This window comes from Streptomyces sp. SPB074 (assembly GCF_000154905.1).
Classification (GTDB): Bacteria; Actinomycetota; Actinomycetes; order Streptomycetales; family Streptomycetaceae; genus Streptomyces.
Map to the genome: position 1 here is coordinate 736993 of NZ_GG770539.1, position 11460 is coordinate 748452.

An 11460-nucleotide genomic window follows, 5' to 3' on the forward strand; every position below is an offset into this window, starting at 1 on the left:
CGGCACGGCGGCCGGCTCGCCCGCGCCCGCCGCCTCCGGTGCCGCCTGCGCCGCGCGCCTGCGGGCGATCACCGCGCACACCATGAGCTGCATCTGGTGGAACACCATCAGCGGCAGCACCGCGAGCGAGGTGTGGGCGCCGAAAAGGACGCTCGCCATGGGCAGGCCGGAGGCGAGGGACTTCTTCGAGCCCGCGAACTGGATCGCGACGCGGTCGGCGCGCGGGAAGCCGAGGCGCCCCGCGCCCCACCACGTGAGGCCGAGCATCGCGGCGAGGAGGACCGCCTCGGCGAGGAGCAGGGCGAGCAGCCGCGGCACGGTGACCTGGTGCCAGATGCCGCGCACCATGCCCTCGCTGAACGCCGTGTAGACGACGAGGAGGATCGAGCCCCGGTCCACGTACCCCAGCACCTTCTTGTGCCGGGTCAGGAAGCCGCCGACCCAGCGGCGCAGGAACTGGCCCGCGAGGAACGGCAGGAGGAGCTGGACGACGATTCTGCCGAGCGAGGCCGCCGAGAAGCCGCCGCCGCTGTCGCCGAGGAGCACGGCGGCGAGCAGGGGGGTGAGGACGATGCCGAAGAGCGAGGAGAAGGAGCCCGCGCAGATCGCGGCGGGCACGTTGCCGCGCGCGAGGGAGGTGAAGGCGATCGAGGACTGGATCGTCGAGGGCACGAGGGTGAGGAAGAGGAAGCCGGTGAAGAGATCGGGGCTCAGCAGCCAGGGGCGCAGCGTGTAGGCGGCGAGGCCGAGCAGCGGGAAGACGAGGAACGTGGCGGCGAGGACGGTGACGTGCAGCCGCCAGTGCCGCAGCCCGTCGAGCGCCTCGGCGGTGGACAGGCGCGCCCCGTACAGGAAGAAGAGCAGCGCCACGGCGGCCGTGGACGCGCCCGACACGCCGCTCGCGACGCCGCCGCGCGCGGGGAGCAGCGCGGCGAGCAGGACGGTGCCGAGGAGCGACAGGATGTACGGGTCCAGCGGGAGCCGGGGGCGTTTCATGGCGGGGCCGTCCTCGGGGCGTACGGGGAGGTGGGGGCGCCATCGATCGTGCCGCACCGGGCCGCTGATCGGGAACCCCGTACACCGCTCTGACTGTTATCGCGGCCGACGATGACCGCGACTACACTCCCCCACCGTGTACGAGCCCTCCCACCTGCGCACCTTCCTCACCGTGGCGCAGACACTGAGCTTCACGCGGGCCGCGCAGCGGCTCGGGGTGCGGCAGTCGACGGTGAGCCAGCACGTGCGGCGCCTGGAGGAGCAGACCGGGAGGCCGCTCTTCGTCCGGGACACGCACTCGGTCGCGCTCACCGAGGACGGCGAGGCGATGCTCGGCTTCGCGCGGCGCCTTCTCGCGGTGCAGGAGCAGGCGGTGGCGCACTTCGCGGGGACGCGGCTGCGCGGGCGGCTGCGCTTCGGGGCCTCCGAGGACTTCGTCCTGACGCGGCTCCCGGAGATCCTGGAGTCCTTCCGGCGGGCGCACCCGGAAGTGGACCTGGAGCTGACCGTGGAGCTGTCGGGGACGCTCCACGAGCGGCTCGCCGAAGGGCGTCTCGATCTCGTGCTCGCCAAGCGGCGGGCCGAGGAGACGCACGGGGTGCTGGTGTGGCGCGACACGCTCGTGTGGGTCGCGGGCGAGCGGCTGCGGCTGGACGCGGAGCGCCCGCTCCCGCTCATCGTGTACCCGCCGCCCGGCATCACCCGCGACCGGGCGCTGCGCGTGCTGGAGCGCGAGGGCCGCGCGTACCGCGTCGCGTGCACGAGCGGGAGCCTCAACGGGCTCGTCGCGGCGGCCCGCGCGGGCCTCGGGGTCATGCCGCACGCGCGGGGCCTGATCCCGCCGGGCCTGGTCCGGGTCCCCGAGCGCGCGGGGCTGCCCGCGCTGGGCGACGTCGATTTCGTCCTGGTCCACGACGACCGGCGCGCGGAGGCCCGGGAGCCGGGGCGGGCGCTCGCGGAGGCGATCCTGGCGAGCGGGGACCGGCTGCACGGTGCGTGAGGGGCGGCGGGGCGGGGCGACCGGCAGGGCGGTGTGACATATACCGGCCATGCGGACAGAGGTGGCGGAAGACGGTACGGGGACGGGCGGCGGGCCCGGTCTCGCGGAGTGGGCGCTGCGCGCCGTCGGCGCGGCGGATCTCGACGCGCTCGTGGAAATACGGGCCGAGGTCATGCGCGCGGACCTGGAGCGCCTCGGGCGCTACGACGAGCGCCGCGTGCGGCGACGGATGCGGGACTCCTTCTCGCCGGCCCACACCTCGGTGATCCTCAGCGGCGGGGCGCTCGCGGGCTGCGTCACCCTCCGGCCCGCCGAGGACGGCGGCCACTGGCTCGAACACTTCTACCTCGCCCCGCGCCACCAGGGCCGGGGCCTCGGCGGCGCCGTCCTGCGGTCGCTCCTGGAGCGCGCGAACGGGCGGCCCGTGCGCCTGCACGTGCTGCGCGGCAGCGCCGCCCAGCGGCTCTACGCCCGGCACGGGTTCGCCGTCGAGGACGAGGGCCCGGTCGACGTACTGATGGTCCGGCCGCCGGGTGTCGCGGGGCCGGGGGCCGCCCCCGCGACGCCAGGGACGGCCCCGCGACGGCTCAGGGCTGAACGAGGCGGACCCGGTCGACCCCCATCAGGCCGGTGAGCGGCACGCGGGCGACGCGCTGGCGCGGATCGACGACCAGCCCGCTGGACCGGATCATGTCGAGGAGCATTTCGGCGAGGGGCATGACCATGTGCCGGCCCCAGCAGCGTTCGGACGAATGCCCGAAAGGCAGGTATCCGGGCGTGCGTTCGGGGTCCTTTTCCTCCCAGCGTTCCGGCCGGAATTCCTCGGGGTTTTCCCACAGCGCGGGATCGCGGTGACTGAGGAAAGGGAGCACGAGAACATCGTCGGCGGGCGTGATGCGGGCATCGATCGCCGGGTATTCGGGCGAGGAATTGCGCAGGATGTTCCAGGAGGGCGGCAGCAGGCGCAGCGACTCGTGGACGAGGTGGCGGCTCGGGATGTCCGGGTCGAAGGGGGCTCCGAGCCAGAGGGCGTTGGCGACGAGGGTCGAGATCGTGAAGCACACCGGGGCGGCGGTGCGCCGGTAGAGGCCCATCGCGTACCGGCGCTCCTGGTACGTGCCGGCCTCCAGGCCGAGCGCGGCGAGCCGGGTCGTGCCGGTGCGGCGGCGCGGCGCGGGGAGGGCGGCCCCGGCGGCGATGACGGTCCAGGTGAGCTTCGGCGTCAGCTCCATGGCGCGGTTCATCAGCACGCGCAGGCGGCGCGGGTCCCCGCCGAGGATCAGGTCCCGGAGGTAGACGTGGCCGACGTGGGGCCACAGGCCGGAGAGGTCGGGATCGCGCGGCGCCTCGCGCTTGAGGGCCGCGCGCACGTCGTGGCCGACGGCCTGCATCTGGGTCGCCGCCCGCTGGTGCGGGATCGCGCGGCCGAGCAGGGGTTTGAAGGTGGGGCGTTCGGTCTTGCCGGCCGGGCGGGCGGCGAGCACGCGGTCCACCAGGGCGGGCCCGGCGATGCCGACCGTGTCGGGTTCCGGGCGGAAGAGGTCCGCGCCGAGGTGCTCGCGGAGCAGGTTGTCGAGGGGCGGCGCGAAGAGGATCTTCCGCTCCGGGGCGCGCGTCGGGGTGTGGGACGTCATCCGTGCGACTCCAGAAGACCGGGAGGGCGGCGCCCGGCGGGGGTCCGCCGCCGGGCGCCTTCCCGGCTCGAAGGTGCGCTCCCGGGAAGGAGAACGCGGCCGAGGGGGGATCAGTACCAGATGTACCAGGCGTGGGCCTTCAGGCTCTTCTGCTGGGACAGCTTGTTCTTGAGCGAGAAAAGCAGCCGCATTTTCTTTCCTTCTTTCCGGGTGGGACGGTGGAGGAAAACAGCGCGCTTTCCGGTCGATCGATCGGATTCCCCTTCGGCGCGCCGATGATCAGTGAAGACCAGCGATTGATGGCCTGTCAACGCTCCCGGGAAGAACGTGACACAGGGGGCCTCCCCCGGCCTTTTCGCGGGTCCGCCTGTCCGAAAAAGCGCGCCGGGGTTTATCCAGCGGGCGCGGCGGGGAGAGGTGGCCGCGCCCGAGGCGGCGAGGAGCCCGTCTGACGCCCTCTCACCTGCGGAAACCCGTGCGGCTTCGGTACAGATTCCGTGGAGGAGGACCGCGCGGCGCTTAGAAGCCATCTCATTTGGGTGACTCGGTAGTCTATGAGTCATGGTGGGGCTTGTTGAGCGGCTGGTGCCGGACGAATTGTGGCAGTTGTTCCAGCGGGTGGTGCCTGAGGCGCCGTCGCGGCCGCAGGGTGGTGGTCGGCGTCGGCACGGTGACCGGGAAGTGCTGGCCGCGATCGTCTTCGTGGCCACGTCGGGTTGTACCTGGCAGCAGCTGCCTTCGGCGTCGTTCGGCCCGTCCGGAGCGACTGCCCACCGGCGGTTCTCGGAGTGGTCGAAGGCCAGGGTGTGGGCCAAGCTCCACCGCCTGGTCCTCGACGAGCTCGGTACGCGCGGGGAGCTGGACTGGTCGCGGTGCGCGATCGACTCGGTGAACATGCGGGCCTTGAAAAGGGGGACCTGACAGGTCCGAATCCTGTCGACCGGGGCAAGTACGGGTCGAAGATCCACCTGATCACCGAGCGGACCGGTCTGCCCATATCCGTCGCAATCTCCGGTGCCAACGTCCACGACAGCCAAGCCCTTATCCCGCTCGTGAAGGGCATACCGCCTATCAGCTCCCGCCGGGGCCCCCGTCGACGCCGACCCGGAAAGCTCCACGCCGACAAGGGATACGACTACCGCCACCTGCGGCAATGGCTGTCCGGACGCGGAATCCGGCATCGCATCGCCCGCAAAGGCGTCGAGACCTCGCAGCGACTCGGCCGACACCGCTGGACCATCGAACGCACCATGTCCTGGCTCGCCGGCTGCCGACGACTCCACCGACGCTACGAACGCAAAGCCGACCACTTCCTCGCCTTCACCAGCATCGCCTGCACCCTCATCTGCTACCGCAGACTCACCAAATGAGATGACTTCTTACTCCGCACTCGGCGATTCCCCGCGATTCTCCTCACCGCCTGTCCCCCTGCGCCCCGGTTGGGGCGGGTTCCGGGGCGGGAAGGGGGCATATGCGGGCGGGACCGGCACCGCGCGAGGGCTCCCCCGGTGGGGCTTACCTGCGGTAGCGTCTCGGCGCCGTACCCCCGCACCAGCCCGGCGCGGGGGTGCGCGGCGGCACGAGGAGCAGCTTTGCGCGAGTTCAGTCAGCCCCCGCTGACCCGGGCGCGGCCGGTGGGCGGCCTCGCCGACTGTGTCTTCGACCACGCGATCGAGGACCCGGAACGCGTCGTGCTCGCGCGCAAGAGCGGCGGGCGCTGGGAGGACGTGACGGCGGCGGGTTTCCGCGACCAGGTGCTCGCGGTCGCGAAGGGGCTGCTCGCCGAGGGCATCCGCTTCGGGGACCGGGCCGCGCTCATGGCGCCCACGCGGTACGAGTGGACGCTGCTCGACTTCGCGCTGTGGACGGTGGGCGCGCAGGTCGTCCCCGTGTACCCGACCTCCTCGGCGGAGCAGGTGTTCTGGATGCTCCACGACGCGCAGGCGGCCGCCGCGTTCGTGGAGCACGAGGACCACGCGATGACGGTCGGCTCGGTCATCGACCGCCTTCCCCACCTGCGCCGCCTGTGGCAGTTCGACGCGGGCGCGGAGCAGGAGCTGATGGCGGCGGGCGCCGGTCTCGCGGACGAGGTGGTGCACCGGCACCGCCGGCGGTCACGCCGGACTCGGTCGCCTCGGTCATCTACACCTCGGGCACGACGGGCCGCCCCAAGGGCTGCGTCCTGACGCACGGCAACTTCATGTTCGAGGCGGACACGCTGCTCAGCGCCTGGTCGCGGGTTTTCCAGCCGCACCGCGGCGAGGAGGCGTCCACGCTACTCTTCCTGCCGCTCGCGCACGTCTTCGGGCGGGTCGTGGAGGTGGCGGCGGTGCGGGGCCGGGTGAGGTTCGGGCACCAGCCGCGGCTGCGCGCGGAAGCGCTCGTCCCGGAGCTGATGGCGTTCCGGCCGACGTTCGTCCTCGCCGTCCCGTACATCTTCGAGAAGATCTATCGCTCGGCGGCGCGCAAGGCCGAGGCGGAGGGGCGCGGCGGGGTCTTCGCGAAGGCCGTGGAGGTCGCGGTGCGGTACGCGGAGGCGCGCGAGCAGCGGGCGCTGGGGCGGGGAGCCGGGCCGGGGGCGCAGCTCCGGATGCAGCACCAGCTCTACGACAAGCTCGTCTACGCGCGGCTGCGCGCGGTGCTCGGCGGCCGGCTGCGGTACGCGATGTCGGGCGGTTAGGGGATGGACCGCAGGCTCGGGCTGTTCTTCGCGGGCGCGGGCCTGACGGTGTACGAGGGGTACGGGCTCACCGAGTCGAGCGCGGCGGCGACCGCGAACCCGCCGGGCCGGGCCCGCTTCGGCACGGTGGGCCTGCCGCTGCCGGGCACCTCGGTGCGGATCGCGGCGGACGGGGAGGTGTGGCTGCGCGGGGAGCACGTCTTCCAGGGCTACCTGAACACGCCGCGCAGCGGGCACACGGCGCTGCGCGAGGGCTGGCTCGCGACGGGCGACCTGGGGCGGCTGGACGAGGACGGGTACCTCACGATCACGGGCCGCAAGAAGGAGATCCTCGTGACCTCGGGCGGCAAGAGCGTGTCGCCGGGGCCGCTGGAGGACCGGGTGCGCGAGCACCCGCTCGTGGCGCAGTGCGTCGTGCTCGGCAACGACCGGCCGTACGTCTCGGCGCTCGTCACGCTGGACGAGGAGGCGGTGGCGCACTGGCTGGAGATGCGCGGGGAGCCGCCGCGCGAGCCCGCCGCGCTGGTGCGCGACCCGGAGCTGGAGCGGGAGGTGCGGCGCGCGGTCGTCGCGGCGAACACGCAGGTCTCGCAGGCGGAGCCGATCCGCACCTTCCGTATCCTGGCCCGCCCCTTCACCGAGGAGCAGGGCCTGCTCACGCCCTCGCCCAAGCTCAAGCGCAAGGCCATCGAGGAGGCGTACGCCCGGGAGATCACCGCGCTGTACCGGGGCTGAGGCCCGCACGGCGTCCCGCCGCCCCGGGAACACGTGCCCGTGGGCACGTCGTTAAGGTCGGTGAGTACGTCCGGTACGGGCCGGGCGGGGCGCGCGGCGCGAACGCCGGGCCGTGCCCGTACGGCCCTATGAGCGCTTAAGGATCGACAGACGCAGTGAGTGCGCACAAGGTGGTTCCCCCGATCGTCCTGAACAACGGCGTCGAGATGCCCCAGCTCGGTTTCGGTGTGTGGCAGGTGCCCGACGAGGAGGCGACGACCGCCGTCGGGCTCGCGCTCGACGCGGGCTACCGCTCGATCGACACGGCGGCGGTCTACGGCAACGAGCGCGGTACGGGCAAGGCCATCGCGGCCTCGGGGCTCGCCCGCGAGGAACTGTTCGTGACGACGAAGCTGTGGAACGGCGCGCAGGGGTACGACCCGGCCCTGCGTGCCTTCGACGCCTCCCTCGACAAGCTCGGCCTCGACTACGTGGACCTGTACCTGATCCACTGGCCGTGCCCCGCGAAGGACCGCTACGTGGACACGTGGCGCGCCTTCGAGAAGCTCCTCGCCGACGGGCGCGTGCGCGCGATAGGCGTCTCCAACTTCACGCCCGCGCACCTGGAGCGGCTGCTCGGCGAGACCTCGGTGATCCCGGCGGTCAACCAGATCGAGCTGCACCCGCACCTCCAGCAGGGCGAGGCCCGCGCCTTCCACGGCGAGCAGGGCATCGCGACCGAGGCGTGGTCGCCGCTCGGCCAGGGCAAGGGCCTCCTGGAGGTGCCCGCGCTCGTGGCGATCGGCCAGAAGCACGGCCGCACCCCGGCGCAGGTCGTGCTGCGCTGGCACGTCCAGCTCGGCAACGTGGTGATCCCGAAGTCGGTGACGCCCTCCCGCATCAAGGAGAACATCGACGTGTTCTCCTTCGAGCTGGACGAGGAGGACATGGCCGCGATCCGCGCCCTCAACGAGGAGCACCGGCTCGGCGGCCACCCGGACGAGGTCAACTGACCCGCTCGCGGGGGCGGTGACACGCAGGGGACGCGCGGGGCACACCGGGCGTCCCCTCGGTCGTACCGCGGGGGCACGGTGTGCGGGCCTGGGCCCGGGGGGCCCGCACCGCTCAGCCCCGGCCCGGTCCGCCCTGCTCAGCCCCGGTTGCGCTTGCGCAGCGCGAGCAGCGTGTAGACCGGGTCGCGGCGCGGCGTGCCGGGATGGGGCAGCGCTTCGAGGCGGCGGGTCAGTTCCTCGCCTCCCGGCACGTACAGACCGCCTTCGCGCACGCGCGCGGCGGTCTCGCGCGGGCTGCGTGCCCTGACCGTGCCCCGTGAAGCGGGCGGAGCCGTGCGGGCGCAGGTCGTGCGCGGCGGCGAGCGCGGTCACGCGGCCCGCGCCGTCCGGGAGTTCGACGGGGCGGTAGGGGGCGAGCAGCGCGTCCGTGTCCTCGCCGGCCGCGTGTGCGGCCGATTTGTCGACGGTCGTCACGAAGAGGCCGCCGGGGCGCAGGACGCGCGCCGCCTCGGCGACGAAGGGCGCGGCGTCCTCGACCAGGTTGAGGAGCCAGACGGCGGTGATCGCGTCGGCGCTGCCCGAGGCGAAGGGCAGGGCGCGCGCGTCGGCGCGGACCACCCCGTCCAGGCGCCCCGCCGCCTTCTGAAGCATCCCGGCGGAGAGGTCCACGCCGCGCACGGTGAACCCGGCCTCGCGCAGGCAGCCGCCGACGATGCCGGTGCCGCAGGCGAGGTCCACGACGGTGCGGGTACGGCGCGGCAGGAGCCCGGCGAGGGCCTCGGCGGCGGCCCGGGCGCGCGGGAGGCCGCCCCTGCTCTCGTCGTAGCGGGCGGCCTCCTCGTCGTAGTCGAGCATTCTCAGCCCCGCGCCCCGTGGGCGGCGGACAGTTCCTCGACGCGGCGCGCGAGCGTGACGTCGAGCGCGGTGATCCTCCCGCCCGCGCTGTGCGTGTGGGTGGCGACCTCGACGGTGTTGTAGCCGAGGGTGAGGTCGGCGTGGTGGTCCATCTCCTCCTGCACCGAGGCGATGTGGAGCACGAGAGCGGCGGCGGCGAGGTGGCCGGGGAGGCGGTAGAAGCGCGTGAGGCGGTCGTCCTCGGCGCTCCAGCCGGGCAGGGTGGCGAGGGCGGTGCCGATCTCGGCGGCGGGCAGCGGGCGGGCGGCGGGCAAGGCTGCTCCTCGGGGGGGGTACGTGCGGCCGGGGACGGGCCGGTTGATGCCGGCTCAGGCTACCGGCCGGTCCGCGCGGGCGGGCGCGCGGGCACGCGGGGCCGCCGGGTGACGCCCGCCCGGGGCGATCCGCCCTGGCGCCGGGTCAAGACTTCCTTTTGGTCTAGTCCAATCCATTGACGTGTTCTCTACAACGGCGGGACAGTGAGGCGCTTCCTCACCCCCTGGGAGATCCCCATGAGACGTCTTCGTGCCGTCCTGTGCGGCGCCGCCGCCTCCGCGCTCGCGGCGGCCGGGCTCACCGCGCTGCTGCCCGCCTCGGCCTCCGGCGCCGAGAGCGCCACCCTGGACAAGCGGTGGTACGCCGCCGCGCCCTACCTCATGCCGCTCGACAACGACCCGCCCAGCGCCACCGCGATCATGGACGCCTCCGGGCTCAAGGCGTTCCAGCTCGCGTTCATCCTCGCGCCGAACGGCGGCGGGTGCAGCCCGACCTGGGACGGCACGGCGCCGGTGTCCTCGGACACCGCCGTCGGCTCCGTCATCAGCGCGATCCGCGCCAAGGGCGGGGACGTGTCCGTCTCGATCGGCGGCTACGGCGGCACCAAGCTCGGGCAGAGCTGTACGGACGCGGCGTCCACGGCCGCCGCCTACCAGCAGGTCATCACCAAGTACCAGCTCAAGGCCATCGACTTCGACCTGGAGGAGCCCGAGTACGAGAACACTGCGGCCATCGCCCGCGAGATCGGCGCCGCGAAGATCCTCCAGAAGAACAACCCGGGCCTGTACGTCTCGGTGACGACGGCCGGGACGGCCGACGGCACCGGCTGGTTCGGCAAGCAGATGCTCAACGAGGCGAAGGCGCAGGGCTTCACGCCCGACAACTTCTCGATCATGCCGTTCGACGGCGGCTTCAACGGGGCGGCCTCGCAGACCGCCGCGCTCACCGCCTTCAACGGGGTGCTCCGCTCGACCTTCGGGTGGAGCGAGGCGACCGCGTACGCGCACGAGGGCTTCTCGGGCATGAACGGGCGCAGCGACACGGGCGAGTACTTCGGCCAGGCCGACTTCCAGACGGTCCTGGACTACACGACCACGCACGGCATGGCCCGCTTCACCTTCTGGTCCCTCAACCGCGACCGGCAGTGCAGCCCCGCCGACAACGGTGGCAGGACCAGCGGGACGTGCAGCAGCGTGCCGCAGTCCGCGTGGGACTTCGCCAAGTTCTCCGTGAAGTTCGCGGGCGCCACCCCGCCCGCCAACCCGCCGACCGACCCGCCCACCGACCCCGGCACCGGGCAGTGCGCGGCGGGCGCCTGGAGCGCGGGCGCGGTGTACGTCAAGGGCGACAAGGTCACCCAGGACGGCCACACCTGGGAGGCGAAGTGGTGGACGACGAACGAGAAGCCCGGCACGACGGGCGAGTGGGGCGCGTGGCAGGACGACGGCCCCTGCTGAGCGCGGCCTGAGCGCGACGGGGCGGTTTTTTTTTTTTTTTTGGGGGGCGGCCCCGCCCCCGGGGCGTCCCCGCCCCTCAGTGCCCGTGGTGCGCGTGGACCACCGCGTGCCCCTTGCCCCGGCCGATCATCCAGCGGTTGACCGGTGTCGTGACGAGGAAGGCGAGGGCGAGGGAGCCCGCGAGGGAGAGCCAGAACAGGAGGTCGGCGAGGCCGGCGTCCATCGCGCCGGGGACCGCGACCATCGCGGTGTTGTCGATCAGTTCCATGACCGCGATCGAGACCGTGTCGGCGGCCAGCGCGACCTTGAAGGCGGCACGGGGGCCCAGCCCGGCGCGCAGGACGCCGCGCGCCGTGAGCGCGTAGCCGAAGACGAAGGCGAGCACGATCGACAGGGCGACGGTCGCGCCGTTGTGGAGACCGGCGGCCGTCCCGATGACCATGCCGAGGATCTCGCCGATCGCGCACCCGGTGAGACAGTGCAGGGTGGCCCGCGCGGCCATCGACCAGGGCGTGCCGGACCAGCCGGCGGGACCCCCGTGCGGGGCGGGGCGGTCTCCGTGGTGCGCGTGATCCATCGCGCTCCCCCTTCCGTGCGTCGTCAGCGGCGGCTTTTCGACGGGAGAACACCGTACCCCCCCGGGGTATTCCCCAGGGGGGGTATGGCGGCCCGCGTCAGCGCTTGACGGTCACGCGTGCCTCGGCGCGTACGCCGGAGACCGTCACCGTCAGCGCGACCGTCCCCGGGCGCAGTGCCGTGAGCCGTCCCGTCGCGGTGTCTCCGGCCCTGTCGCGCG

Annotated in this window: 10 protein-coding genes and 2 pseudogenes; 6 read left to right on the top strand and 6 right to left on the bottom strand. The window is 73.2% G+C overall.

Going from position 1 to position 11460, the window contains the following annotated elements:
* Positions 1 to 996 (bottom strand): bile acid:sodium symporter family protein (locus SSBG_RS02985; protein WP_037871007.1); only part of this gene is annotated, 996 nt, incomplete at its 3' end.
* Between the two features lie 136 nt (positions 997 to 1132).
* Between SSBG_RS02985 and SSBG_RS02990 the strand changes: the two genes are divergently transcribed.
* Both SSBG_RS02990 and SSBG_RS02995 read left to right on the top strand, forming a co-directional pair.
* Positions 1133 to 1996, top strand: a complete 864-nt coding sequence (locus SSBG_RS02990) for a LysR substrate-binding domain-containing protein (protein ID WP_008744755.1) — start codon at positions 1133 to 1135, stop codon at positions 1994 to 1996.
* 49 nt (positions 1997 to 2045) lie between these two features.
* Positions 2046 to 2630 (top strand): GNAT family N-acetyltransferase, encoded by a 585-nt coding sequence (locus SSBG_RS02995; RefSeq protein WP_199781330.1) that lies wholly within the window; start codon positions 2046 to 2048, stop codon positions 2628 to 2630.
* Here SSBG_RS02995 and SSBG_RS03000 read toward each other — a convergent pair.
* Both SSBG_RS03000 and SSBG_RS33035 read right to left on the bottom strand, forming a co-directional pair.
* Positions 2584 to 3630 (bottom strand): cytochrome P450, encoded by a 1047-nt coding sequence (locus tag SSBG_RS03000; RefSeq protein WP_008744757.1) that lies wholly within the window; start codon positions 3628 to 3630, stop codon positions 2584 to 2586. The genes SSBG_RS02995 and SSBG_RS03000 overlap by 47 nt on opposite strands.
* A gap of 110 nt (positions 3631 to 3740) precedes the next feature.
* Positions 3741 to 4160 carry a tryptorubin family RiPP precursor gene (locus tag SSBG_RS33035; RefSeq protein ID WP_158677734.1) on the bottom strand — a complete coding sequence of 140 codons (420 nt, stop codon included), beginning with the start codon at positions 4158 to 4160 and terminating at the stop codon, positions 3741 to 3743.
* Between the two features lie 31 nt (positions 4161 to 4191).
* Here SSBG_RS33035 and SSBG_RS32040 point away from each other — a divergent pair.
* The 3 genes and pseudogenes from SSBG_RS32040 (at position 4192) to SSBG_RS03020 (ending at position 8037) form a co-directional block, all read left to right on the top strand.
* Positions 4192 to 5000 (top strand): IS5 family transposase gene (locus SSBG_RS32040; RefSeq protein ID WP_106429290.1). Its coding sequence is split into 2 segments (ribosomal slippage): positions 4192 to 4540 and positions 4540 to 5000, totalling 810 coding nucleotides; the frame shifts between segments, so codons are not numbered across the junction.
* 222 nt (positions 5001 to 5222) lie between these two features.
* A pseudogene (locus SSBG_RS35340) lies at positions 5223 to 7045 on the top strand (AMP-dependent synthetase/ligase).
* A 206-nt stretch (positions 7046 to 7251) separates the two neighbouring features.
* Positions 7252 to 8037, top strand: a complete 786-nt coding sequence (locus tag SSBG_RS03020; RefSeq protein ID WP_050776854.1) for an aldo/keto reductase — start codon at positions 7252 to 7254, stop codon at positions 8035 to 8037.
* A gap of 137 nt (positions 8038 to 8174) precedes the next feature.
* Here the strand turns inward: SSBG_RS03020 and SSBG_RS03025 are convergent.
* Both SSBG_RS03025 and SSBG_RS03030 read right to left on the bottom strand, forming a co-directional pair.
* A pseudogene (locus SSBG_RS03025) lies at positions 8175 to 8892 on the bottom strand (class I SAM-dependent methyltransferase).
* A 2-nt stretch (positions 8893 to 8894) separates the two neighbouring features.
* On the bottom strand, positions 8895 to 9206 hold the full coding sequence (locus SSBG_RS03030; RefSeq protein ID WP_008744760.1) for a 4a-hydroxytetrahydrobiopterin dehydratase: 312 nt from the start codon (positions 9204 to 9206) through the stop codon (positions 8895 to 8897).
* Between the two features lie 237 nt (positions 9207 to 9443).
* Here SSBG_RS03030 and SSBG_RS03035 point away from each other — a divergent pair, with 237 nt between their 5' ends.
* A complete protein-coding gene (locus SSBG_RS03035; RefSeq protein ID WP_008744761.1) occupies positions 9444 to 10664 on the top strand; it encodes a chitinase in 1221 nt (406 codons plus the stop codon).
* Between the two features lie 76 nt (positions 10665 to 10740).
* Here SSBG_RS03035 and SSBG_RS03040 read toward each other — a convergent pair whose 3' ends face one another.
* A complete protein-coding gene (locus SSBG_RS03040) occupies positions 10741 to 11241 on the bottom strand; it encodes a DUF4396 domain-containing protein (protein WP_037868809.1) in 501 nt (166 codons plus the stop codon).
* Positions 11242 to 11460: the final 219 nt, after the last annotated feature.